Annotated in this window: 27 protein-coding genes; 15 read left to right on the plus strand and 12 right to left on the minus strand. The window is 32.1% G+C overall.

Annotated features, from left to right (window positions below; genetic code table 11):
* Positions 1-143 precede the first annotated feature (143 nt).
* The 5 genes from LZQ00_RS10900 to LZQ00_RS10920 all read left to right on the plus strand — a co-directional run bounded on the left by LZQ00_RS10900 (position 144) and on the right by LZQ00_RS10920 (position 2,695).
* Positions 144-641, plus strand: a complete 498-nt coding sequence (locus LZQ00_RS10900) for a hypothetical protein (protein WP_234509315.1) — start codon at positions 144-146, stop codon at positions 639-641.
* A 71-nt stretch (positions 642-712) separates the two neighbouring features.
* Positions 713-1,207 carry a hypothetical protein gene (locus LZQ00_RS10905; RefSeq protein ID WP_234509316.1) on the plus strand — a complete coding sequence of 165 codons (495 nt, stop codon included), beginning with the start codon at positions 713-715 and terminating at the stop codon, positions 1,205-1,207.
* A gap of 144 nt (positions 1,208-1,351) precedes the next feature.
* Positions 1,352-1,957 carry a hypothetical protein gene (locus LZQ00_RS10910; protein WP_234509317.1) on the plus strand — a complete coding sequence of 202 codons (606 nt, stop codon included), beginning with the start codon at positions 1,352-1,354 and terminating at the stop codon, positions 1,955-1,957.
* A gap of 11 nt (positions 1,958-1,968) precedes the next feature.
* Positions 1,969-2,379: a hypothetical protein gene (locus LZQ00_RS10915; protein ID WP_234509318.1), complete on the plus strand. Its 411-nt coding sequence runs from the start codon at positions 1,969-1,971 to the stop codon at positions 2,377-2,379.
* Position 2,380: 1 nt separating this feature from the next.
* Positions 2,381-2,695, plus strand: a complete 315-nt coding sequence (locus LZQ00_RS10920; protein WP_234509319.1) for a hypothetical protein — start codon at positions 2,381-2,383, stop codon at positions 2,693-2,695.
* 148 nt (positions 2,696-2,843) lie between these two features.
* Here the strand turns inward: LZQ00_RS10920 and eptA are convergent, their stop codons facing one another.
* Both eptA and LZQ00_RS10930 read right to left on the minus strand, forming a co-directional pair.
* Positions 2,844-4,364 carry a phosphoethanolamine--lipid A transferase EptA gene (eptA, locus tag LZQ00_RS10925; RefSeq protein WP_234509320.1) on the minus strand — a complete coding sequence of 507 codons (1,521 nt, stop codon included), beginning with the start codon at positions 4,362-4,364 and terminating at the stop codon, positions 2,844-2,846.
* Complete coding sequence (locus tag LZQ00_RS10930) at positions 4,351-5,223, minus strand: phosphatase PAP2 family protein (protein ID WP_234509321.1); 873 nt, start codon at positions 5,221-5,223, stop codon at positions 4,351-4,353. The genes eptA and LZQ00_RS10930 overlap by 14 nt, the downstream gene beginning before the upstream one ends.
* A gap of 579 nt (positions 5,224-5,802) precedes the next feature.
* On the opposite strand from LZQ00_RS10930, the gene LZQ00_RS10935 reads away from it, so the two are divergent.
* Positions 5,803-6,336 (plus strand): STM3941 family protein, encoded by a 534-nt coding sequence (locus LZQ00_RS10935; protein WP_234509322.1) that lies wholly within the window; start codon positions 5,803-5,805, stop codon positions 6,334-6,336.
* A 158-nt stretch (positions 6,337-6,494) separates the two neighbouring features.
* Positions 6,495-7,553, plus strand: coding sequence for a hypothetical protein (locus tag LZQ00_RS10940; protein ID WP_234509323.1), 1,059 nt, complete (start codon positions 6,495-6,497; stop codon positions 7,551-7,553).
* A gap of 356 nt (positions 7,554-7,909) precedes the next feature.
* Here the strand turns inward: LZQ00_RS10940 and LZQ00_RS10945 are convergent, their stop codons facing one another.
* Positions 7,910-9,973 carry a hypothetical protein gene (locus LZQ00_RS10945; RefSeq protein WP_234509324.1) on the minus strand — a complete coding sequence of 688 codons (2,064 nt, stop codon included), beginning with the start codon at positions 9,971-9,973 and terminating at the stop codon, positions 7,910-7,912.
* A 675-nt stretch (positions 9,974-10,648) separates the two neighbouring features.
* A complete protein-coding gene (locus LZQ00_RS10950; protein WP_234509325.1) occupies positions 10,649-10,897 on the minus strand; it encodes a hypothetical protein in 249 nt (82 codons plus the stop codon).
* A 204-nt stretch (positions 10,898-11,101) separates the two neighbouring features.
* Between LZQ00_RS10950 and LZQ00_RS10955 the strand changes: the two genes are divergently transcribed.
* Positions 11,102-11,752 carry a rhomboid family intramembrane serine protease gene (locus LZQ00_RS10955; RefSeq protein ID WP_234509326.1) on the plus strand — a complete coding sequence of 217 codons (651 nt, stop codon included), beginning with the start codon at positions 11,102-11,104 and terminating at the stop codon, positions 11,750-11,752.
* A 4-nt stretch (positions 11,753-11,756) separates the two neighbouring features.
* Here the strand turns inward: LZQ00_RS10955 and LZQ00_RS10960 are convergent, their stop codons facing one another.
* Positions 11,757-11,894 carry a hypothetical protein gene (locus tag LZQ00_RS10960; protein ID WP_234509327.1) on the minus strand — a complete coding sequence of 46 codons (138 nt, stop codon included), beginning with the start codon at positions 11,892-11,894 and terminating at the stop codon, positions 11,757-11,759.
* 159 nt (positions 11,895-12,053) lie between these two features.
* On the opposite strand from LZQ00_RS10960, the gene LZQ00_RS10965 reads away from it, so the two are divergent.
* Both LZQ00_RS10965 and LZQ00_RS10970 read left to right on the plus strand, forming a co-directional pair.
* Positions 12,054-12,350, plus strand: coding sequence for a helix-turn-helix domain-containing protein (locus tag LZQ00_RS10965; RefSeq protein ID WP_234509328.1), 297 nt, complete (start codon positions 12,054-12,056; stop codon positions 12,348-12,350).
* Positions 12,351-12,758: 408 nt separating this feature from the next.
* Complete coding sequence (locus tag LZQ00_RS10970) at positions 12,759-13,352, plus strand: HD domain-containing protein (RefSeq protein WP_234509329.1); 594 nt, start codon at positions 12,759-12,761, stop codon at positions 13,350-13,352.
* Positions 13,353-13,388: 36 nt separating this feature from the next.
* Here LZQ00_RS10970 and LZQ00_RS10975 read toward each other — a convergent pair whose 3' ends face one another.
* Complete coding sequence (locus LZQ00_RS10975) at positions 13,389-14,573, minus strand: metallophosphoesterase (protein WP_234509330.1); 1,185 nt, start codon at positions 14,571-14,573, stop codon at positions 13,389-13,391.
* A 114-nt stretch (positions 14,574-14,687) separates the two neighbouring features.
* Between LZQ00_RS10975 and truA the strand changes: the two genes are divergently transcribed.
* Complete coding sequence (truA, locus tag LZQ00_RS10980) at positions 14,688-15,488, plus strand: tRNA pseudouridine(38-40) synthase TruA (protein WP_234509331.1); 801 nt, start codon at positions 14,688-14,690, stop codon at positions 15,486-15,488.
* 618 nt (positions 15,489-16,106) lie between these two features.
* Here the strand turns inward: truA and LZQ00_RS10985 are convergent.
* Both LZQ00_RS10985 and LZQ00_RS10990 read right to left on the minus strand, forming a co-directional pair.
* Complete coding sequence (locus LZQ00_RS10985; protein WP_234509332.1) at positions 16,107-16,271, minus strand: ArsC/Spx/MgsR family protein; 165 nt, start codon at positions 16,269-16,271, stop codon at positions 16,107-16,109.
* A gap of 6 nt (positions 16,272-16,277) precedes the next feature.
* Positions 16,278-16,430 (minus strand): hypothetical protein, encoded by a 153-nt coding sequence (locus LZQ00_RS10990; protein WP_234509333.1) that lies wholly within the window; start codon positions 16,428-16,430, stop codon positions 16,278-16,280.
* Positions 16,431-16,760: 330 nt separating this feature from the next.
* Here LZQ00_RS10990 and LZQ00_RS10995 point away from each other — a divergent pair, with 330 nt between their 5' ends.
* Entirely contained in the window at positions 16,761-17,078 is a 318-nt protein-coding gene (locus LZQ00_RS10995) for a hypothetical protein (RefSeq protein WP_234509334.1), read from the plus strand.
* Between the two features lie 290 nt (positions 17,079-17,368).
* On the opposite strand, the gene arsC is transcribed toward LZQ00_RS10995, so the two are convergent.
* Positions 17,369-17,716 carry an arsenate reductase (glutaredoxin) gene (gene arsC, locus LZQ00_RS11000; RefSeq protein ID WP_234509335.1) on the minus strand — a complete coding sequence of 116 codons (348 nt, stop codon included), beginning with the start codon at positions 17,714-17,716 and terminating at the stop codon, positions 17,369-17,371.
* Positions 17,717-18,128: 412 nt separating this feature from the next.
* On the opposite strand from arsC, the gene LZQ00_RS11005 reads away from it, so the two are divergent.
* On the plus strand, positions 18,129-19,223 hold the full coding sequence (locus LZQ00_RS11005) for a hypothetical protein (protein WP_234509336.1): 1,095 nt from the start codon (positions 18,129-18,131) through the stop codon (positions 19,221-19,223).
* A gap of 79 nt (positions 19,224-19,302) precedes the next feature.
* On the opposite strand, the gene LZQ00_RS11010 is transcribed toward LZQ00_RS11005, so the two are convergent.
* Together LZQ00_RS11010 and LZQ00_RS11015 are read right to left on the minus strand one after the other, a co-directional pair.
* Positions 19,303-20,265 carry a glycoside hydrolase family 43 protein gene (locus LZQ00_RS11010; protein WP_234509337.1) on the minus strand — a complete coding sequence of 321 codons (963 nt, stop codon included), beginning with the start codon at positions 20,263-20,265 and terminating at the stop codon, positions 19,303-19,305.
* 105 nt (positions 20,266-20,370) lie between these two features.
* Positions 20,371-20,736: a winged helix-turn-helix transcriptional regulator gene (locus LZQ00_RS11015; RefSeq protein WP_234509338.1), complete on the minus strand. Its 366-nt coding sequence runs from the start codon at positions 20,734-20,736 to the stop codon at positions 20,371-20,373.
* A gap of 102 nt (positions 20,737-20,838) precedes the next feature.
* On the opposite strand from LZQ00_RS11015, the gene LZQ00_RS11020 reads away from it, so the two are divergent.
* A complete protein-coding gene (locus LZQ00_RS11020; RefSeq protein ID WP_234509339.1) occupies positions 20,839-21,369 on the plus strand; it encodes an NAD(P)H-dependent oxidoreductase in 531 nt (176 codons plus the stop codon).
* A gap of 61 nt (positions 21,370-21,430) precedes the next feature.
* On the opposite strand, the gene LZQ00_RS11025 is transcribed toward LZQ00_RS11020, so the two are convergent.
* A complete protein-coding gene (locus LZQ00_RS11025) occupies positions 21,431-22,423 on the minus strand; it encodes an energy transducer TonB (protein ID WP_234509340.1) in 993 nt (330 codons plus the stop codon).
* Between the two features lie 638 nt (positions 22,424-23,061).
* Between LZQ00_RS11025 and LZQ00_RS11030 the strand changes: the two genes are divergently transcribed.
* Positions 23,062-23,418: a bleomycin resistance protein gene (locus LZQ00_RS11030; RefSeq protein ID WP_234509341.1), complete on the plus strand. Its 357-nt coding sequence runs from the start codon at positions 23,062-23,064 to the stop codon at positions 23,416-23,418.
* Positions 23,419-23,441: the final 23 nt, after the last annotated feature.

Consider the following 23,441-nt stretch of genomic DNA (forward strand, 5'->3'; position numbering starts at 1 on the left):
ATAATCTGCGTCCACTGCTACTAAACCACGATCAAAAGCGTGATCTAGATTGGGATAAAGTGGTTTGAATAAAACTTTCATTAAATTCGATCTTGCATTTGTACTAAGTGGTTTTACACTAACAAAAAGTTTTACCAAGTATTATGGCAAATAGAAATGTGATCAGAAAATTAAGTGATAAGGAACTTGAAAATTATATCAAGTCCGATACTACATTTGTTGCTGATGCGGTTCAATATGCTTATGAAATTTTGAAAGAAAGAGGAAGATCTTTTTCTGAGAGTGAAGCAGAACAGATTGAAAATTTAATTAAAACCAAAAGAGAAAATGACCCAACAGCAATGTATGGGTCAGGCAAAAACTCATTTCTGAAAACAAGAAAAATTGCATTGTATATTTCTTCAACTTATGTAGGTATAGGGACCTTAGCCGTTTGCTCAATTGCAGGAGGTGATCTTTTGTACGGCGAATGGTCAATCCCTGTTTTAATGTTTACAATCCCAGTAACATTTTTCAGTTTTATATATAGATTCTTTGAAGCCGATTATTTAATTCCTGTATTCATCATTCAATTTATCATGTTCCTTTTTACATTTTTTATAATAGCATTATTTATAAAAGACAAGCCAAAGAAAAATTGAATTATCAATACTGTAAGATGTCAGTAAAGTAAGCAGGTATTTTCCTATAATTATATTAAAACATTTTCTCGATGGAGACTTTTGAACTTAAAAAATCGATTTGGACAGAACAAGATTATGATAACATGGGATGGCATGATTGCAATATCTATGGAATGGTTTTTAAGGAAGTCAATAAGGAAACGGGGTTTTCGGATTTAGCATTTGATATCGACTATATATTTAAATGGATTAATCCTATTCGGCCTAAGATTAATTTCTTATTCTGGATTTCACCTTGTACATTGGTTTTTAAAAATACATATGGTTTGGTTATCAATATTGATCGAAGAGGTGGGTTAACTGATATGTTGGAAGTAGCCGACATAATTCTTGTTTCCAAACATGAAGAAGAGAAAAACAAATGGGTATATGAATGGCACATCGAACTTCAAGATGGATACATTAAATTCAAATCTTATGGATATACACAGTACGTCAGAAAATATCCGATTCTTACAGAATCTATCATGTTATCTTTGGAAGAACGTGGAGAGATTAGTTTTGAACCAATTTCTATGCAGTAATTCGTATTTGTTAGAAAGATTCTCAATATTTATGCAAAACGAAAATACTTTGGAAAACTAGTAACGATAGATTCAATTGGAGAATATATGAAGGTAAGATAATCATATACATTACCATTTCGTTTAAAATCGTCAAAAAAGAAAATGTTACTAAATCTTAAATATACCATCTTCATTTTATTCTTTATAGCTGGAATCAGCAATGGATATTGCCAAAAGAGTACTGAAATAGATGATGAACTTAAATCACTTGTAAAGGCTCATCTAAGTAAAGATGCCAAAGGACTTTTAGATTTAACTTTCCCTAGATTACTTGAGGCAATGGGAGGTAAAACTTATGCTATAAAAAAACTACAAGAATCATATAGTTCACTTGATAATGATGGAGTTTCAGTAGATACTGTATATTATTTCAATAGACTGAATCCACTGGAAAAACATGGAATAATTTTCACCCTCATCCCACAAGTATTAGTGATATCTCCTTCCGATACATCAAAAAAATTTATAAAGATAACGAATCTGATGGCGGTAAAATTAAATAAAAGTTCAAAATGGACTTTTCTAGAATATTCAGATTTCAACGAAAATCAAATTGATCAACTATTCCCAGAATTTAAAGGAAAGTTTAAATTGCCCTCAATCAATTGGCCTAAACCATTACTAATACCAAAAGAAGAAACGGAGGGTTCTTTAAAGGAAATATTTAAGCAGCTGGAAATTGGATTGGAAAAAATAATACAACAATAAATTGTAGTCATATGAAAGATACAATTGCAATAGAATTTGGGGAACTTATAAATAAAAGCAAGGTCCCACAAATTATTGAAATCAACTATGACCTAGAGTCTTTGATCGTTACAGTTTCATTTTATGATCCTGATGATGAAATTATTGAAGTAAAATTCACTTCGATAGTAGGATTTAGAGTTTTGGATGAAGGTAACTTATTGGAGTTTTGGAACTCCTCAAGACCAGCAGGATGGATTTGGGAAATTAAAGAGAACGGTTGGTACGATCAAGAAAAAAAACGCGAGGGCTTTCTTTTGGGATATATGGATGATTTCAACCCTAAAGAATATCTGATCTTAGGGCAAAATGATTGTATAAGTATCTTATGTTATAAAGAACCCAAGATCGGTGAGTTAAAACAGGGGAATAATCAAGAATAGAATGATAAAAAATCTATTATTAGCCATTACGCTTTCTCTATTTGTCGTGATATTATTTGGTCAAACCCAGTATGCCACGACAACAAATGGTCAAAAGGTAATCTTAAAGTCGGATGGTACATGGGAGTATGCTAAATCTAATGTGACATCTATCAATAGAGTATCCTCTGCACCTGGCAATTCTGGCTTGAAAGCAACATCTTTAAAGAATAAGAACTCTTCTTCTAGATCATATATACGAGGTCCTCGAGGAGGCTGTTACTATATCAATGGTAATGGCGGTAAGACCTACGTTGACAGAAGTATGTGTAATTGAGAAAAAAGACAAACATTCAGTCAAAAAAAACAGATGCTAATCCTACGCCATTCATGATTTGAACCCAACCATAAGCACCTAAACCTCTTGTTTCTGAACTTAAAAAGTTTGTTCCCGTATTATAAGCTAAGGTTTGTGGTATATTAAATTATTTAAAAATATTCATCTCCTCATCATAAATAGGACTTTGAATATTTAAAAAATTTAAAACACTATGAAATACATGGTTCTGAGACAATATTTTATTGGGTTTGACTTGTTTCGATCCATCAGATGTCCAAACGATAAAAGGAATCTCATATTGTTCCTTTGGTGCAATACTTATAGGTACTCCATGCATATAGAGATTTTTTTCTCCTAAAGATTCACCATGATCTGAAACAAAAATCATAGCACTTTTATACGCGTTTAATTCTTTTAAATCTTCAATTATCTGAGATAAAATATAATCCGTATAAACAATGGTATTGTCATAAGCATTGATTAGCTCTGTTTGAGAACATTTTCCTAATTCAACACTATTGCATACGGGTTTGAAAGTCTCAAATCGGGATGGATATTTAGTACTATATGTAGGTCCATGACTTGTACTTGTGTGCAATATGATCAATACTTTATTCTTTTTACTGGCTAATATTTGTTCTTTTAATCCTGTCAGAAGAACTTCATCATAATCACATCCTTCACCTTTACAATTTGGCAATAAAACATCTCTATTTTGATAATCTTTAATATGAACTGGTGGTTCCCCCCAATTTGAGGTTCTCCAAATAACGTCTACATTATTTCTATATAAATAATTGGGTAAGATTTCATATAACTTATCTGTATTTGTATGTTCTAAAATACATTTGACACCAGCCGTTGTATAAGTAGCACAAGAGGTAGCATCAAAATGAAATAAATGAGGTATTTTGGAAAGCAGTGGATTCGTATTTTTTTTGTATCCATATAAAGAAAAATTTTGGCTTCTTGCAGATTCCCCTATAACAAGAACGACAACCGATTTCTGATTATCTTTTATTGTCGCATCTGGCAGTAAAATTTCTTTTTCATTACTTTTATATTTGTCAGAATAAAAAAGTGACGTATTTACTAAATAAGACCAAGGCATAGCAAGCCCACCTAATTTTTTTGAATTTTTATCAATCCATAGCCAATTGCTTGCATTAACGAGTATTAAAATCAGCATAAATAATAGGGTGAGCGAGGAGGTTATTGCAGATTTTTTCCATGCTACATGTATTATTTTAACTTTAAAGATGTAAATGCTAGGAAGAATACCAAGTAGAATGATGTATAGTAATAATTTCATTGAAAAAAAACTACTAGACTCAGCATAATTGGTATTGAGGATATTACCGATCATCGTTTTATCTATGATAACACCGTAAGTATTAATAAAATAAACAGCAATGGCATTGGTAATAAAAAAAATGATTAATAAAAATTTTCCTACATTACGTGGCAGACAACAGATCAGATAAAAAACAAAAGCATTGGCAACCAACATCAGAATCATTACACTAATAATGATCGCAATACCGTTCAAACTTGTATAATCAACATTATTGAAGACAAAAACATAAAATGGGAAATGAAAGAATAAAAAATTAAGAAAACTCATTAATAAAGCAAAATGAGCAATTTTCAAATTATTTTTTAACATAAATATGAACGATTTTATAGAGTGAAATGAGTAAGCTGGTCAATGATAAATAAAATATAATTAAATGATCAATCATTATTTTGTTGATTAATGAAATACTGCAAATCAGAAAGAACAGCATAAAAATTAGATAGTAATTTTTATTATTGATCCAAGTCCAGATTTTATATTTTTCGTTGATAAAAATACCTAATAGTCCTGAGATATATCCAATAATTCCACCTATAATAACATCAAGCGGATAATGTGCTCCTATACCTACTCTTGTAAACCCAATTATCAATCCTATACTGATCATGAAAATAAACCATAAAATTTTATAGTTCATCTTTTTAGGTATGAATGCAAATAGCAAAACAGTTAGTACGGTAAAAACTGTAATGGAGTGCCCAGATGGTAAACTGTTATGTCCTGTCAATGTTTTGCCAATGATAACAAAACTAGTATGATCAAATACAGCAGCAGGTCTTGGTACAGCAAATGTTTTTTTTAGTAAAAAAGAGAATATACAGGAAACAAGAGAAGCGGATATTAAAGATTCCCAAATTTTAGGAACATAAAGAATAAAAGCGCTAAGGAAAGATAAAATAATTATCTCGTCTCCAAGTTGGGTGAGGTTAAATATTGTATTGGGGAATTGTGATAATTTTGAATTCAGAAAATAGAAACAATCCTTTTGAATCTGTATGTATTTATCAACATGTAACGAATCTTGTTTATAAAGGAATAAAACTATGGTAACTAAAAAAAACAGGGGGAAAAAAAATAAAGAACGCTTGAGTTTTGAATAATTACGAATAACAGATGTGTTCATCATGTTATTTGTTGGCAGATTTACTTTGATAAATTTATTTAACATATGTCATCATTTAATTATATGTTTTGTCTTTAACTTTCTCGGTTATCATCGTTGCTATAATTGAAACTCATTTTGTCTGCCTTTCTTCTAATTATTATCGTATCCTGCAAGTAGGTAGCATTGCCGATAATACCCATTTGTTTTTGAATGGATCTTTATAACGACATCAACGCAAGACAGAGTGGTTTTGTCAGCTTATTTTTTGCACTTTTTGAAAGCTGTAATCTCAACACACCTATATAAGAAATTAAATTACACGACAAAGCAATGAAGAGATTTAGAATAAATTTTGAATTATTCTCGGCTAGGTTGCTTATTATATTAATAAATTTTCAAATTCGCCCACAGCTTTTAGGAGATAATACTCAAATGAATCATAAAATACAGCACTTTACTTTTATCTTTATTTTACTGTCCTGAATATAAAGACACAGAATCATAGACAGGAAAGGAGAATGTAAAAGCGTATTTTGAAAATGAAAATTGTAATCTATCCAAGTAAAGGGATAATCAAAACAGCTGAGTAAAAAAATATGCATCTTTAAATATTAGACACAACAGAATAGTTTGAAGAATATTATGGGAGATAAAATAGAAATATACACAAGCAAGAAAAAAGCGTTTTTTCTGTTAATAGCGTCATTAATCTTTGTTATAGGAGGAATTTTCTTAGTCCTCTATCCTGAAGAATTTAAAGGATCTCCCCTAGTGACGATATTTATGGGAATAGTCTCGGCTCTATTCTTTGGACTTGGGGTCATTGTTTCTATTTATCAACTCTTAAAAAACAGACTGGCGTTGGTACTCACAAATCAAGGATTGTATGTAGGTATTAAGAACAAAACTTTTATACCATGGGAGAATATTAAAGGTTTTAGAGAAATCTCAATACACTCAAACTCCATTATTATTATCCAAATAAAAAACAGTCATGGGGTAATAGGGTTAGAGAAAAATAAAATTATAAAGAAAACAATGCAATTCAATAATAACAACTACGGTTCTCCCTATAACATAGCGGCCTCTACAATGGATATAAGTCACAATGATTTGATGCTAGTATTAAATGAATATTTAGATAAATACAAATTTGATCATAGAAAAGTTAAATAGAAACTATGATAACTATTTATAATGATATAAGTTAATCTATATCAAAAATAAAAAAGTATTCATGTACATACTGCCTTATATTATTTCTTAAAACAAAAAGTGGACACCCGTGTTTCTAGTTGTAGTAAATTCAATTAATACAAATTAATAAATTGAATATGAAAAAACTACTACTAACGCTATGTGTATTCCTATATGCACACGCATCTTTTAGCCAAGACACCACTATTATTTATGATACGGAAAGAATATCAAACGAAAAGTTTGATACCCTTAACAATGCCGTCAAAACATATCATAGACTACTGCACTACAACGATCCTATTTTATATGTAGGCATTCTCCCCTCTTTTAAATCTGCTAAAACGAGGGCTATTCCTTTACAAGATGGAGAAGGAAAAAAAGGATATTTATTAGAAGGAAATCTTATTCATCGTCTTCCGATATACAAAGCGCATTATTATAGTCCTAAATGGACGAGAAGGATGCGCATTACTTTTGATGCTGGCTTTACAATACGAATGACTAAAGACAATTCGAGTCCATTATTGCCAAGTAATAACCGATTTGGCCTAGGACTTGACTATCTTTTAAGCTCTATTGAAAATCAAGAAAATCCATTTAGAAAATTACACGTATGGACAACACTCCAAATACATCATTACTCAAATGGTCAAAGCGATAATGGTTTCTATGAAAGCACTAATCCCCTTAGAAATAAATATAAGAACGGTGATTTTAGCACAAACTACATTCGTTTATCTCTTTATGCTTCAAAAGAAGTATTTGAAAGAAGTTTATTTTCTGGTAGTTTAGGTTACCAGCGTGATTTAGGCATCGGTAGTCTTTTTAAATTAAGTCCTGAATTAAAAAACTCATACGGTCTGAATAACATGTTGTTAACTTTCCAATGGCTTCAAAGACCAAAATATAGGGTAGTAGAGATACCAATGGATAAAAAAAGATATATCGATCAAGCAAGGCATTTGGCTTTTAGATCTGAGATGTCATATATCTTAGATTCAAACTTAGGTTTATTTCCAGGGACAAACAAATATCGTTTTGGTGTACACAATTACTTAACCTATTATCCAATAGCAAAAGGTAATATCGGATTTATAGGGAAACATTACTTTGGACGTGACTATCTCAACATTCGTTATGATGATGTTGTCAATAGTTACCAACTTGGTCTGGTAATCGATATCGCGAGATAAACATTGATTTTTTGATAATATCTTTTACTAGATCAAGATTTTTTGGTTAGATACAGAAAAGCCAAGTATGAAAAGATGGGATGTTATTTTTTGCATGTTCCTACAAAAAAACATGTACTACGACCAATTTCTATCAACAATCAGGACAATGTAAACAGAAGTATCTTCACAAATTTTATAAGAGGGCAAAACTAAACAGTAAAAGACATTCTTAATATTAGCTGTGATGACTGTTATGATATTATTCTTCTTAAAACAGTAGACTAATGGCATAACACTAAGATCCATTTTTAAATCTAAACTTCGTACAAAGCGGACACAACATGTGTTTTGTACGAAGTTTAAACTATTATAAGTTAACTCTCTTGTTGACCAGAGACTATATCGGCTTCTAATTTAGTATTCAAAGTCGATTTAGTTGTATTAACTAAAGTTACTAGTTTATTATACTCACTAATTAAAGAATTGAAATCCGCCAGCAAGCCTCCAACATCACTTGCTGAGCTAAAATTAGCGTTCGGAATATCATTAATAATAATGTTTTCTATGCTTTTGGATTGTTTTACTAGCCCAAAGGTAGAAAAGTCAGCAACAGGATTTACATCTTGCCAACTTCCATTGTTAAACAACCAACCTATAGGAGTATTACTCATATTATTTTTAACAAAAGTTCCCTCATTATATATGGTCAATGTAGGTTTTATAGTCGACTTCAATCCTTTTGTAGGAAATTTATTTAATTTAGGAGCATAATATTCAAAAGATCCAATTGATAAACCTTGTAAATTTGCACCTCCAGTACCCGTTCCTCCCATTACAATAACATCTATATAAGCAACGCTCCTATCTAAAGTAAATGCAAAGAAGGAATTGTTAACGCCTGTATTCCAACTTTTAGTGGCGGGATTATATACTACACTTAGTGTTCCAGTACCTTTAACCATTTTATTTTCGCCACCTTCGATTAAAAGACCTGTTGTGTCATAACATTTGATATAAAATCTGAATCCACTTGTGACTGGACTATCACTTGATAAAATAGTAGATAGGAGGAATCTTTTTGACTGTCGGGTATCGATATAAATACCAATTCCTCTAGTAGAGTTGATATTTATAGAATTCGAATTTAATTTTACTCCTGATACATTATTGCTAGAGGTTCCTGCAGAAGTAAAGAAAAATAATCCATTACTTATATAGGTATTCGTTACGCTATATTCAGAACAGTTTTCCACAATATTATCATTCGAAAATACAGGATAATAATCTTGAAAAGAATACTGTAAAAAACCTAAGCTGTGACCTAATGCTCCACCAAAATTACCTTCTGACTTTACAGAATGAGTAAGTGAATTGTGGGGAGCAAAACCCACGATTACAAAATTTTCATCACTATCGTTTTTGGTTACTATGGAAACGTCTCCATAAGTTCCTTGATCATTAAATTCACTTCTCATCTCATAAAATGAATTAAAATTTCCATACTCAATTAAAATAGGAATAGTTGTGATATCTATATAGGATTGAAGTTCTATTGAAGGTTTCCAAAACTTATTATTGTTATTATAACGCATATTGTCTTTTGACGTGATGATAATACCTGTTCTAGATTTGTCAACATGATTGGTTGATGTCTGCTGTATTCTTCCTCCAAAGAAATTATTTTCATTGGTCCAACCATTATTTACATTTGTCAAAATAATGGATTCACGACAATTGATAATAGATCCAAAAGTAATATTATTATATACAACTCCTTTAGCTGTTGCTAAAAACACGACTCCTCTTGTAAATCCTTGAATTTTATCAATGAAAACCTCCGTAGATTCTATCAGATTGTGAACAAGTACACCAACTGAATCATAGTTCAGCCAATCTGATACTGTTTTTCTCACGACTTTAATGCGAAGCTTTGCTCCAAAATTATATGCTGTAGGATTACCTACTTCAAAAAAGGCAACATGATCAATTCCAGTATAAATAAGCTCTGATGTCATGTTAATGTTTGTACTTATTGGCAATAGAAATGGGCTTGATGTTTCAAAACCTTGTGAAGTACCGCTATTTATAATAATTGTTCTTTTACTATTTAAATTACAATAATTGGAAATATTCTGAAGGATGGCAGCATTATTATATCCAACTTCGGCTTTCCCTCCAAAGTAACGTATATCAATATCATCTTTAAATAAATGTATTAATTTTTTTCCCATTACTGTAATGACACTCCCCCCATCATCAACTGCACTAGTGGTTGATAAAGAATAAATAATCGGCATTGGGGTATCGTTCTTTTCGTAGTAGCCAAGTAACATTACTCCTGCAAACTCAGGGGTTAGTCCTTCCAATGAAGCAATTTCTGCTACAGACATATTTCTCATGTCATTCATTGTGTTTTTGATAATCAATTGATTGCTCATAGCTTTATAGTTTTAGTTTTTAAAAGTCCTGTTTCCAAGCTGTTAATCTGTTTTTCATTGTGCTTAGGAACTATGCTAAAGTAACAGCTAAAACAATCTTTTCTAGCACAAAAAAAGTTGTTTGTACGCGGTAAAAGCTAAATACCGAAAAGTAGGAAAGAGATTTTTATTAGACGAGAAATAAATTCTGAACAAAGAGAACTGTCCGATTTTCGATATATGAAGTTAGCACCTTCTAAATTTAAATCCTTTAGAGATTTAATATTTTCAATTGACAAAAAAATAAGGATTTTGCGGAAAAAAAGCACTATTGTCTCTTAAAATTATCATTTAAAAATAGTAAAATTGTCATTAAACTAAATGGGGAATCAATCTTAAAGATTGATTCCCCATTCATCATAGATAATTTTAGAATAACTGCTTAACCCACTCTTTGCATCTATGATTGCTCAACTGTTATTGTAATTAATACTGGAAATTTCACACCAATTTACCATTTTGTTAGTATTCATTTCTTGAACACTAATTTTTAATTATCCTTACTTGTCAAATAACTTCTATCAGGATTCTGCTTCCGTTGATTAACAATACTAAATTACTACCGTTCAATGCTCAAAAAAAGCATTGGAAATAGTTTTTATCAAATTAATATATTTCAGCTGAAATATATCTGATCTATTGATGGGTGAGTTGCTGGATATCAACTTTGATCTGAATAGAATATTCTCCTTCATAGTAATACGTATTCCTTGTTCGATCGTACTCCAATGGAGCGCCCATATCCTTCAAATACTCAACAATCCGCGCTAATCGAGAGACCGATAATCCCAAACGGCGTGCAAATTCGGTTTGTGTCCCTGTATGTCCTTGACGGATCAATCTATCCATTAAGTTAATGCGGTCAATGTACTTGAATAGCTGCATAATCCTGTATTTTACTATAATTAATATAAAAATTTGATACCTCCTGAAACATGATCATATAAAAAGTTTATAGCGAAATCATGTGCGTTTAATAAAGCTTGTGTATTGATTCAAATTTCTCTAATAAGAAGTTAAAGTACCACAACTACAGGTTGTATTTTAAAATTATTATGCTATATTGAAAACAATAAAGGATAAACGTAGATGCATTTTTTTGATATATTTCCAACTTTTGAAGAAGCTCCATATTCTTATATTATAGTGCCAATCATTATGATTAGTAGTGTCATTGGATTTTATTACAAACCCTATTTTCATGCATTGATCTTACATCCTTATGAAATAGCAAGAAGGAAGCGTATTCATACTTTGCTTACTTCTGCATGTATTCATCGAAATTTGCTACATCTGCTATTTAATGCTTTGATTATATACGGATTGGGGTATGATATGTTCGGAAATATTATGCAGGTATATGGTACTTTAACTGCATATGTACTGACTCCATTGTTGTTTTTCTTATTAATTTCTTTACCGAATCTTTTTCAGACTTTTCAAAAAAGAAACGATTTTTACTTTACATCAATGGGGGCTTCTGGTCTTGCCTTTGGTTTATATGGTTTCTCGGCACTATTCTTTCCTTTACAACCAATGAAAAGTACAATTTTCTCATTTGTAACCAACTCTGTACAGCTGTGGTTCTGTGGGCTATTGATATTAATTTTGTTAGCACAAATCAAAAAAACTAAAATTAATAAGTATTTGCACTTATCTGCATATTTAACAGGGGCAGTACTTTCCATCGTGATCCGCCCCCAATCTATAATTGAAGTCTATAATTTCATATTTAATTAAATCCTTAACCCGTAAATAGGTCCCAAAGTTTTTCAAACCATCCGGACTGTTTTGAATTCTCTCTTTCTGTTCCTCCATTTATCTCTTTTTTCTCCTCTAAGGTGAGTTCTATAACGTGACTATTTTTAATTTTTTCTTCCATGATTTTTGATTTTATTTATTTAAAATAAAATTCATATAAAAAAATAGATTACACCACAACCATAGGTTTTAAGCTACAACTTAAGGTTTTAACAGATATAATTTTATAACCACAAGTTATATTGTTAAATTTGTTATATTGAAATTATAATAATTTATTATGTCAAAGGCTGAAATTGGAACATTCATAAGACAAAAGAGAGAAAACTTAAGAATATCACAGGAGGCAGTTGCCTTTATCTTGGATATGTCGCAAGCAGCATATTCAAAAATTGAAAGAAATGAAACCAAGGTAAAGGTGGATCAGGTTTATAAAATAGCCAACTATTTTGGCATCAGCATTTATGAACTTTTACCACCGTCTTTAGCCAGTGATATTGCAGGTGAAAATATCTTTGGAGTGATAGCCCATTATATAAAAATTGGGTTTCAGAGAACAAGAGTTTTGTTCAAGTAGAAGATTGCATCATTGCTTTTAAAAGATAAGTTATTCTAATGATCGTTAGTTTTTTTTTATTTACAAAAAAGCTAGGTGTCTCGATTTGGCTTTTACTAAACAATAAATTACTTATAGGAATTAATCGACTTCGATACTTTCCAACTTTTCCCTTCGTTAACCAAAGTCACTAGATCGATCTTGGTAAAAATTGCATCGTTACTTTAGCCACCATATCATCTGCAGATTTCTCGATGATCATTGTAGTTGTCTTGCAATTCTGCTTCTTTCCTTTTTATTTTTTCAAGAATGCTAAACAACTGTGTTAATGGAATGGATGACAAGAGAACTAGCTAAAAATATATAAATGCGATATTCATGCCTATTTTATTTAAGCTATCTTTGTAATACAATTACTATTTTATAAAAATGCATCTTGAAAATTTATTGAAACAAATTGATTTCATCAAAGAAATCGATAAAGTCAAATACATACAAAGAAAAACCAAGTTATTCAATAGCAATCGAAATGAAAACGATGCGGAACACAGTTGGCATTTAGCTGTTATGGCAATTGTTTTGGCTGAACATTCTAATGCATCTATTGATATTCTGAAGGTGATAAAAATGGTTCTCATACATGATATTGTTGAGATTGACGCTGGGGATACCTTTATTTATGATACACAGAAAAATCATTCGAATACGGACGAGGAAAGGCTAGCTGCAAATCGGATTTTTGGTTTATTACCAAAGAAACAATCAGAAGAACTTATTGAAATTTGGGAAGAATTTGAGGCTGGGCTAACGGAAGAAGCTAAGTTTGCAAAAGCAATGGACCGGTTAGAACCTCTGTTGCAAAACTCGTCAAATAATGGTGGGACATGGAATGAATTTGATGTCAGCTATAGCAACGTGTACGAAAAAAAGAAAGTCATAGATGAAGGCTCCAAGATAATCTGGAAGTTTGCAGAAAAATTAATTAACGAGAGCGTAGATAAGGGAATTTTAAAAAAGGATTGAGGTGTAAATTAGATATAAATTAACGATCAACTCTACTTAAGTTTTGGATCGCTTTAAAGTAAGCACTGTAATTTCAGGCCATACACCTACCCTGCCTTTCAATCCATGAAAACCAAAACCTCTATTGACATACAGAAATTTTCCATCTCTTTGATACAATCCTGCCCATTGCTTATAAAAGTATTGGATGGGGCTCCATTTGAAACCAAAGAGTTCTATTCCAAACTGCATTCCGTGTGTGTGTCCTGCTAAAGTAAGATGTACATGTTTTTCATGATCGACCGTCACCGCATCCCAATGCGATGGGTCATGCGACATCAGGATCTTGAAAGAATCTGCAGGTATATCCATAGCTGCTTCACTAAGATTGCCAAATTGGTGAAAACCACCTTTGCCCCAATTCTCGACACCAATTAATGCAATGCGTTCGCCTTGTTTATGAAGTGTGACAGCCTCATTCAGTAGCAATTTAAAGCCCATTTCACGATGTATTTCTTTCAGACGCCTCAGGTTGGCTTCTTTCAATGATATGCTCGTCCATTTGACATAATCGCCATAATCATGATTGCCTAGAACTGAATACTTGCCATAAGGGGCTTTTAATACTGTAAAGATGTCGATCCATGGATCCATCTCCGAGGCCATATTATTGACCAAATCACCTGTAAATAATAATAGATCACTATTTTGAGCATTAGCCAAATCAATGCCTTTTTGTACACCTTTGCTATTGCTGAAGCTTCCAGAATGTATGTCGGACAATTGTGTAATCGTAAAACCATCGAATGCTTCTGGTAGATCTGAAAAATATAGAATTTCCTTTCTCACCCGATAAAAATGCCTGCCCCGTGTCAAACCGAAAACAATGGCTAAGAAGATCGCACCTGCAAAAATAACAACGACTTCACTTACATAAACACTCCTGGAGGGAAAACCACGGAACAATCGTCCGATATCTTCTACAAATAGAATCGGAAAAGCAAACAATTTTGGTATAAAGATGAGCAACATGGTTGTAATCAAAATTGAAGCAATACGTTGAATATCGCTAATCCTTTGCCGAAGAAATATAATACCTATGAGTGTAATAAGCAATAGCACATCAATAATCCAATAAAAAACAGGAATCAGTGAATTCGAAGAAAGTGTAACAACAGCTTGATAAAAGTAAATATCACCTACCAGAAAGAGCAATAAAATTAAAATAAGTCTTTGTGTCATATCAGATAACTATCATAGGCAATAGGCTAATGCCGTGCCAAAACATAAAAAAATCCTCCTTAGTAATATTATGCTAGCATTTTTGTGTAAAATTGCATTATATATAAAATTAAATTGAGATATTTTTTCCATATCGCCTATCAAGGTCAATATTATAGTGGTTGGCAAAGACAACCAGAAGTTAAAAGCGTACAAGAGGTTTTGGAAAATACGCTTTATAAAATTTTAAAGATACCGACTACTATATTTGGCTGTGGCCGTACAGATGCTCAGGTACACGCTAGTCAATATTTTTTTCATGCAGATATAGAAAAAGAATTTGATTTTGATTTACTTTATCGGTTAAATAAAGCGCTTCCTGTTACCATTGCTATTTACGATATCATAAAAATGGAAGGCAAACCACATGCTCGTTTCGATGCAGTACATCGAGAGTACGATTATTTTATTCATACGTATAAAGATCCATTTTTAAGCAATCAAAGTTCATTGTATCTATACCCCAACTTAGATTTTCAAAAAATGAGCGAAGCTGCAAAATTATTACTTAAATATAAAGATTTTCGGGCCTTTTGTACACATCCTGATAAAAACGAACATACAATTTGCAATGTAACGGCGGCTGGAATATTTGTAAATGCAAAAGGTGATAGAATTCGTTTTAATATTTCGAGTAATCGTTTTTTGGGTAAAATGATTCGTATTTTGATAGGTAAGCTTTTAAAAATAGGTAATGGAGAATTATCTATTGATGAATTTGAGTATCATTTAATTACGCTAGAATTACCAAAAATATTGAGACCTGCACATCCAATAGGATTATATTTATCTAAAGTTAATTATCCATACTTAAATCTCCCTCCACGTACTGATTTTTTAACGCCATCACAGAGTGCTGATTGGATCTTGATTTAAAAAATGCCACTTCTATGGATTGAATAATCATATCCTATCTTGAACTCTCCATTTCACCAGTATTTCGGTGATCAGAATCTATCGTTATAATTTCATGTTTTCCAAAAAAATCAAAATAGATAAAGAGTATGATATAACCCGTTGGGTGTAATTAAATTGTTTGATTTTTCCACCTTTTCGGGTGATTTCGCTTTTATTAGAGAATAGATGAAGTGTTATGGATGAACATCTCAACCTCGATAAACGGTTAGAGATATCCCAGGGATCAAATTAAAACCAAATTGGGACCAACTCAGGACTGTGAGTACCTTGCCTGTAGGGTGGGAGCGCCGTGTGAGTACAGTAAAAGGTGGACTCACGGTGCACGCACCGTGCTCTCACTGTGCTCACAGGTAGGAATTGGTCCTAATTTGGTCTCCAGTTAATCCCCGTCATTGTCTAGTTTGGGCGATTTATTTTACTTCAAATAATTACACCCAACGGGTTATGATATAATAATCATTTTTATTATTGGATTTCTTTCACGGTTTCATTCATCGCTTTTAAAAATCAAAGACACAAATTCTTCTAGTTCCAATTTTAATATAAATCCAGCAGGATATATACCATTCAACTAGCTTACTTATCAGATAATAAGTTAACTATTTTTTCCAAGGAATGGATGATTGCCTTACCATCTTTAATGGCGATAGGACGTTCTATGAGTATCGGATTTTCCAACATGATGTCGATCCATTTTTCGTCAGTTAATATAAGGTCTTGGAATTTTTCCTGAGATATCAATTCGTTCTATCGGATCAGTCCAAGCGGTTTAGGCTTGAGTAATGTCAGCAGTTCAATTAATTCATCTTTACTTGGCATATCGTGAATATAATCCTGTATCTGTAATTCTAGACCATTATCTTGCAACAAATCCAGTGCTGCACAACTTTTGCTACACATCTTGTTATGATATATTTTTATCATGATTACAATTTATTTATACTTAGCTTTTAAGCTAAAAATCTGTGTCGAGTATTCTTCCCAAAAAGAAGAAAAATAATCTTCAGAAGTTGCGATTCTATCCCCCCCCTTCCCTTATTAGAGTTAGTTTTTGTTTCATTGTAGAAAAGGCCTTGCTATCACCTCTTGTTTTCATGATCTCCCAAAAATAATAACCAATCGCATAAACATTATTGCTAAGTGCTGATCACAGTAGACCAACTACTCATTTACATGTACATTGGATATGATTATAATAGCTATGGAAAAAACTGTACCTTCGCATGCATTATGGGTTACGCAAAAGAAAGAAAAAAGCTTGAGAAGCTTTCTGAAAAAACAATTGGTCTTCAGCATTATGATGCTGCAAATTTAGCTATCATAACGGATATATTTGAACAATATTCCCACACGATACGAATACTAAAGAATAAAGATACAGTAACATTTAATGGGCTTTACCTAGATGAATTACAAGTTGTAAAAACATGTAAAACTGCTCTTAAATTGGCCGAAGAAGAAGATCGTCAGATTCAGTTCATCGCCTATCAAAAATCGTTATTGGATGCTATAACCAAGACCATTCAAGCGACAAATAATGTTGCATAAAAACAAGTAGTGGATCGAAAAATTTCGATCCACTACGCTAAACAACATTTGAGATAAAGCTCAACCGAACTTCTCTCTTTCCCATATAACAGCTATCTCCATTATTTAAGAATTGGCTTGATTGTCCAGTTCCAATGTGTAAACTGATTATTAATTCTGATGATCAAAGAGCAAAAGGAAGTGAATTAAAATGACCAACACGTTGAAGTGGCACCTTCTGGATCAAAACTGTAAAGGTCAAATATGTTCAATGATCTTTATTTGGAAGATTATATATACACGTAATTCATCTAATCAATTAACAGGTTAACTATTTTTTCTAGAGGACGGCCGATAACTGCCTTACCATCCTTTACGACGATAGGGCGTTCGATGAGTATCGGATGTTCCAACATGATGTCGATCCATTCTTCCTCAGTCAATAGGAGATCTTGGAATTTCTCCTGAAACAGAGGTTCTTTCTGTCGGATCAGTTCAAGCGGTTTGAGCTTAAGTAAAGTCAACAGTTCGATCAATTCATATTTACTTGGAACATGGTGAATATATTCCTGTATCTGTATTTCTAAACCTTTCTCTTGCAACAAATTCAGTGCAGCACAACTTTTGCTACACATCCTATTATGATATATTTTTATCATGATTATAATTTATTAATGCTCATCTTTTGTGAAAATAAGCTGTCTCAATTATTCTTTCCAAAAATAGGGAATAAAATAAATGTCATTTCTAATTTTTAGTATGTTGTTGAAGGTCTTCCATAGCTTCGATCTTTATTCTTAAATAAATACATTGTACTTGACATTATGCTGTCAGGCTGCTGTAGAATACTTTTTTCGAATCGTAAATAGTTCCTGCGAATTGTAAATGAATATTCAAATACGACGCATTACTTTTTATATTTGGATTATAAATGTTAACAAATAAAGTACAAAATTTAATTTTGAAGGGTTAATTGTAAAAAAAGACAACAAAATAGAATTGAATATACACGAGTTTTAGCGCACTACACAGTGAATTCAAACAAGTAATAACTCTGTTAAACACATAACCATGAGAAATATTAAAAATCGAAAAATTATGTTCCTCATTATCACATTATTTTTTTTCGTTCTTTTTATAATTAGATGTACTACTGTCAATCTTAATTTTGGAGTTTTCACACATACCAACATTCCTGATTTATCCTTGCCTTTGGAAAACGGTTCTTACAAAATAGAAAAAATAACCAACACTATTTGGTGCGAAATTGTTTATGATCCTGCTAATAATTTTTACTTGACTGCCGAAGAAAAAAAAGTAATAAAAATCAATAGTGAAGGGAAAGCTGTTTTCGAACTGAATCTAATGGAAAAATCGCCCAATAATATGCCAGATAATATGGATTATTACAATTCATCTCATTATGTGATTAGTTGGTCTGGAATTTACGATTTATCCAAAGAAAAACCTTACTTGGAAAAATTTAACACGTTGCTTAATGAAGACGAAGGTATGAACAAAGAAGATTGGATTAAACAATTTAATGACCTTTATGCAAGTTCTGAAGTTGTCCTTTTTGGTTATCGTAAATCGAACAATGGAGGAAAAACTAATCCACTATACTTCAAAAAACAGGGAAAATGGACTATTCTTTATACACATAAAAATATTCATGTTAATTCAGATGAAGGTCATGTAAAAATTCGTATTGGTGACAATTATATTAAAGACAAATTTGACAGATTGTATCTACTCAAAGATGTTAAACGCAAAGCATACAGCAACTATCTGAATGTTGACGATCAGTTTGACAACAGTAATTTGGCTGAAAATCAAATGTTGTATAACCAGCAGACAAGTATAGAAACGTTATCGTTTAAGAAAGAACAGCTTCAAGAAGCACCTTATACCATTATTCCTGTTCTATTTGGTGGAACAGTCATCAACAAACTGGTCATTAAAAACAGTCATTTTACCTTTAAAACAAAAGCCACAAAAGGAGCAGGATTTAATAATGAAAAAGTGAAAAATTACATTTATCTATTTGACATTCCGACAAAATTTCAAGATAAAAACGCCTTGAGTTTTATGTATTATAAATATCCGACAAATTGGAATTCTGATGAAAATCAAGGTGTATATGTAATAAAGAAAAATACAGAATGACGGAAATAAAGTAATGCATTTATTAACATCAGCTGGAACCTATCAAATACTTTATGTGTTTATCTTATTATAAATAAGATTATGGATTAAGTGGATGTTTTACTCCTTCAAAAGTCATTTTTACAGGTTTTATATAACCCTTTTTATCAAATGATAGTTCATCAATACAAGTTTCTCTTTCGTTGGCTCCAGTTTTGCCTAAGGGTCTTCTATGATAAACGATATAGTACTTATCTTCATTTGGAACTTTAATAATCGAATGATGGCCTGCACCAGTTGCAACTGCTGGATCTTGTTCTAAAACCGTCCCTATCCGTTTAAATGGACCAAATGGTGAATCGGATATGGCGTAGGCTACTTTATAATTTGGACCACCCCAACCACCCTCAGACCACATAAAGTAATATTTACTGTTTCGGATAAACATAAATGGTCCCTCTACATAGTTTTCTGGGGTAATCTCTTTATAAATTGTTCCATCTTCAAACGGGACTAAGCTTTTAAAATCATCGCTCAGTTTAACAATATTACAGTGTTGCCAACCACCATAAAACATATAGTATTGACCGTCTTTATCTTTAAAAATAAATTGATCAATTGGTTGAGCGCCATTGATGATTTCATTAATTAATGGTTTTCCCAGCAGGTCTTTATATGGACCTTCGGGTTTATCGGATACAGAAACACCTATTCCTCCTATTTCACCTTTATGAACATCATTTGCACCAAAGAAAAAATAATATTTGTCATCTTTCTGAATAACACTTGGAGCCCACATGGCTTTTTTCGCCCATTTTACTGCTGTAGTATCAATAATTCGCTCATGCTTTTTCCAGTTTACTAAATCTTTTGACGAGAATGCATCAAAGAAAATCTGATCTTCATAAGGTGCAGAGTATGTTGGAAAGATCCAATACTCATTGTTGTAAACAATTCCTTCGGGGTCAGCATACCAACCTGGAAATACGGGGTTTTTCTGTGCATATACAGATTGTGAAATCATTAAAGCTAAAGCAGTGAAGGAATAAAGTATACTTCTCATCATTAAAGGGTTTAAGTAACATTGAAAATAGTGAACTTTAACGATTTATACAACTGATAAGCAATAAAAAACTTGCTTTTTTAGGATTTTACAATCTGGTAACTATTATCCTTTTGATTCTATACACTTATGTGCTCTTCCCCAAGCGCCCAGTTCTTTTATTATTGGACTAAGCTTGTATCCGATGGATGTCAGTTCGTATTCAACTCGAGGAGGCATTTCTGCAAATACAGTACGTTTAACAATTTTATGCTGTTCGAGTTTACGTAACTGTAAAGTCAGCATACGTTCTGTAATATTCGGCAAACATTTTTTTAATTCTCCAAATCTGAGCTTGCCATTTATCAGATAACAACATATTGCCAATGTCCATTGACCTCCAATAATATTAGTGGCATATACTTCTGGGCATTCATCAGCCAAATTTTGTTTATTCTCAAAATTAGTCGATGTCACTTTAACTTTTGTCATTACTTACATTTTTTATAGTACCCTACAATAGGTAGCTAAATTACAAAACTAGAGTAAAGCTAATTAACTTTGTACAATTAAAATTGAAATATACTTCGTAATATGAACACATTGGTTATCATTGTTCATCCGAATATGGATGAATCAAAAATTAACAAAAGATGGCTCGAAGAGTTAAATAAACATCAAGATAAATTTACCGTCCACGATCTCTATCAAGTTTATCCTGATGAAAAGATTGATGTCGTTAAGGAACAGAAATTAATAGAATCCTTTGACTGTATCTTGTTCCAATTTCCATTTTATTGGTTTAATTGTACACCCTTGTTAAAAAAATGGTTGGATGTGGTGTTGAGCTATGGCTGGGCTTATGGAAGTAAGAGTGGTTATAAAATGGCGAATAAAAAAATTGGTCTTGCTATTTCTGTAGGAATAGATGAGGAGGAATACAGTCCTACTGGTAAATACAAGTATAGCTTGGAACACCTTTTGTCTCCTTTTGAATTAACATTTGAATACATTAAAGCTGATTATAAAGGATTTTTTGCTTACTATGGAATAGAACAAAGCTGTTCGGAGGAATGGATTGAGAAAAGTGTTTCTTCTTATTTGGATTTTGTAGGGAAAATATAACTATAAGCAGTGGATATATGGTATGGAATAAAATATTATTTTTTGGACATTTGTTTCCTTTCTAAATATTTATTGGTAAAGTAAAAGATACTTTCACGGGTATCCCTCTCCGTGTAGCTGGCTTCCATTTATCCATTGTTCGGATCACTTTAATAGATTCTTCTTTGGTACCAAACCCCAGATCATTTTTTATCTTGATATCTTGCACTTTTCCCTTTTCATCTACATTGAAGCTGATCACGATATGTCCGTGAACACCATTTCGCTGAGCTTCATCCGATAGTTTAAAATTGCGAGTGATGTGTTCTTGAATTCCTTGTACACCTCCTGGGTATTCAGGGTTTTGATCATAGGTATCGCTTGAATACGTAAAAACATTATTATCTGATCCATAAGATTTTCCTTCGAGAAGTTCTCCAGCTTTATAGTGTTCTTCAAATCTATATTGCCCATCGACCCCTTTCCAAATTCCATCTCGATTATTATTAATCAAAGACCCTTCCTCATAGCTAAGTGGATCATTTGCCACCAATCCATTTTGAAGATCAATACATACAAAACCATTTCCATTACTCATCAATAGATTTTGCGAGCTATCGAAATAAGCGATATATTCAATAGATTCTTTGCTAGCTAATTTATTATGTTCCATATCTCGATAAACAACTAATTTTAGTTGTCTATTAGGATAGAAATAATAAGCACTATCAATTTGAAGTCCTGAAATATCATATTCTCCAAAAGACTCAATATTCTGGTTTGGATAGAATGTTTGTAATTCTCCAACAAATCTTAATGGTGTTTTATCTGTACTACTATAGCCATAAGTTTTGGCATTATTCCCTTCTGAATAATACTCTTCTACCCGATAAATAGATTTACCATTAATTGTTGTGTCCACATACATATTTCGATAAAAATAGGACGATTCCAAAGTGCTTAATGAATCTCCATTTTTTTTGTGATATGTAGTCGTTACCTGTTGTGCAATTGCTATTTTTCCAATAGGGAATAAAAGGACAATGCTGAATAATAGTTTAGCGAATAGGGTCATTTTTGCTTACGAAGTATATTTAATTAGATCTATTTTTTGACTTTTATGGAAATGAATGTACATATTTTAAACGGATTATTAAAAGAATTAAAGATTGCTTTAAATCTTCTGTCTCAAACATAGAGAATGATATAAAACGTTCGTCTCATGTTATTCAACTAGCAAGCTGTTCTTCCTTTGTAGATTTATAAAGGCAAGTAAAGCCGCAATCACCACAAACATGCCTCCAATCCATGGAGCCACATGACGTGTAAGATAACTATTGGCGATCTGGTCACCTATAAACAGACCTTCAGTTGCCTCGGCTTCCTGGAGATTTACGCTCTGAAAGCTGCACATACAACAACTTGAATGCAGGAACGTTACTGTAGATAAAATCCGATAGTACTAAGGCAATAAAATAGCTTTACTCTTAATTACAAACGCTAAGAGAAATAGTATGATGACATAAAAAACAAATAAATAAACCACCAATACCTTTGTGTGATTTCTGTAGGAAATATGTTTTCCAATTATGTTTCCCAAAACTACAGCTGGAACACAAAATAGAGTAAGAATATATGGTATGATTATGATTAACAATTAATTGTAATTTGCATTATTATCAGCAACTTTGCTTTAACTAAAAACAGAACAATATGCTTACAGCTATCCACCCCAAATTGCCTATGCGAAACAAAGCAGCAACAAAGGATTTTTATTTGAACAAGTTAGGTTTTCAACAGTTTGGGGATGCAGATTATGATGACTACCTGATGGTACAGAAAGACAATATTCAGATTCATTTTTTTTTCTTTAAAGACCTTGACCTCAGTACAAACGACGGACAGGTTTATATCAGAACTGATGATATTGTTGGTTTTTACGAATCTTTGATTGAAAAACAAGTACCTATTCATCCAAATGGAAAATTAGCAATAAAACCATGGGGTCAAAAAGAATTTTCGATTCTGGATCCAGATAGTAACCTCTTGACTTTCGGACAAAGTATTTAATGATGAACAGAAGTGAATCTTCA

It is taken from the genome of Sphingobacterium sp. SRCM116780 (assembly GCF_021442025.1).
Taxonomy (GTDB): Bacteria; Bacteroidota; Bacteroidia; order Sphingobacteriales; family Sphingobacteriaceae; genus Sphingobacterium.

Coding starts and splice junctions, on each gene's coding strand:
- LZQ00_RS10935 (WP_234509322.1), top strand. CDS start 5,803: ATGGGAGATAAAATAGAAATATACACAAGCAAGAAAAAAGCGTTTTTT.
- LZQ00_RS10900 (WP_234509315.1), top strand. CDS start 144: ATGGCAAATAGAAATGTGATCAGAAAATTAAGTGATAAGGAACTTGAA.
- LZQ00_RS10945 (WP_234509324.1), bottom strand. CDS start 9,973: ATGAGCAATCAATTGATTATCAAAAACACAATGAATGACATGAGAAAT.
- LZQ00_RS10905 (WP_234509316.1), top strand. CDS start 713: ATGGAGACTTTTGAACTTAAAAAATCGATTTGGACAGAACAAGATTAT.
- LZQ00_RS10990 (WP_234509333.1), bottom strand. CDS start 16,430: ATGTGTAGCAAAAGTTGTGCAGCACTGGATTTGTTGCAAGATAATGGT.
- LZQ00_RS11005 (WP_234509336.1), top strand. CDS start 18,129: ATGAGAAATATTAAAAATCGAAAAATTATGTTCCTCATTATCACATTA.
- LZQ00_RS10970 (WP_234509329.1), top strand. CDS start 12,759: ATGCATCTTGAAAATTTATTGAAACAAATTGATTTCATCAAAGAAATC.
- LZQ00_RS10920 (WP_234509319.1), top strand. CDS start 2,381: ATGATAAAAAATCTATTATTAGCCATTACGCTTTCTCTATTTGTCGTG.
- LZQ00_RS11025 (WP_234509340.1), bottom strand. CDS start 22,423: ATGACCCTATTCGCTAAACTATTATTCAGCATTGTCCTTTTATTCCCT.
- eptA (WP_234509320.1), bottom strand. CDS start 4,364: ATGTTAAAAAATAATTTGAAAATTGCTCATTTTGCTTTATTAATGAGT.
- LZQ00_RS10995 (WP_234509334.1), top strand. CDS start 16,761: ATGGGTTACGCAAAAGAAAGAAAAAAGCTTGAGAAGCTTTCTGAAAAA.
- LZQ00_RS11030 (WP_234509341.1), top strand. CDS start 23,062: ATGCTTACAGCTATCCACCCCAAATTGCCTATGCGAAACAAAGCAGCA.
- LZQ00_RS10960 (WP_234509327.1), bottom strand. CDS start 11,894: ATGGAAGAAAAAATTAAAAATAGTCACGTTATAGAACTCACCTTAGAG.
- LZQ00_RS10950 (WP_234509325.1), bottom strand. CDS start 10,897: ATGCAGCTATTCAAGTACATTGACCGCATTAACTTAATGGATAGATTG.
- LZQ00_RS10955 (WP_234509326.1), top strand. CDS start 11,102: ATGCATTTTTTTGATATATTTCCAACTTTTGAAGAAGCTCCATATTCT.
- LZQ00_RS10975 (WP_234509330.1), bottom strand. CDS start 14,573: ATGACACAAAGACTTATTTTAATTTTATTGCTCTTTCTGGTAGGTGAT.
- LZQ00_RS11015 (WP_234509338.1), bottom strand. CDS start 20,736: ATGACAAAAGTTAAAGTGACATCGACTAATTTTGAGAATAAACAAAAT.
- arsC (WP_234509335.1), bottom strand. CDS start 17,716: ATGATAAAAATATATCATAATAGGATGTGTAGCAAAAGTTGTGCTGCA.
- LZQ00_RS10930 (WP_234509321.1), bottom strand. CDS start 5,223: ATGTTAAATAAATTTATCAAAGTAAATCTGCCAACAAATAACATGATG.
- LZQ00_RS10910 (WP_234509317.1), top strand. CDS start 1,352: ATGTTACTAAATCTTAAATATACCATCTTCATTTTATTCTTTATAGCT.
- LZQ00_RS11020 (WP_234509339.1), top strand. CDS start 20,839: ATGAACACATTGGTTATCATTGTTCATCCGAATATGGATGAATCAAAA.
- LZQ00_RS10965 (WP_234509328.1), top strand. CDS start 12,054: ATGTCAAAGGCTGAAATTGGAACATTCATAAGACAAAAGAGAGAAAAC.
- LZQ00_RS11010 (WP_234509337.1), bottom strand. CDS start 20,265: ATGAGAAGTATACTTTATTCCTTCACTGCTTTAGCTTTAATGATTTCA.
- LZQ00_RS10915 (WP_234509318.1), top strand. CDS start 1,969: ATGAAAGATACAATTGCAATAGAATTTGGGGAACTTATAAATAAAAGC.
- LZQ00_RS10940 (WP_234509323.1), top strand. CDS start 6,495: ATGAAAAAACTACTACTAACGCTATGTGTATTCCTATATGCACACGCA.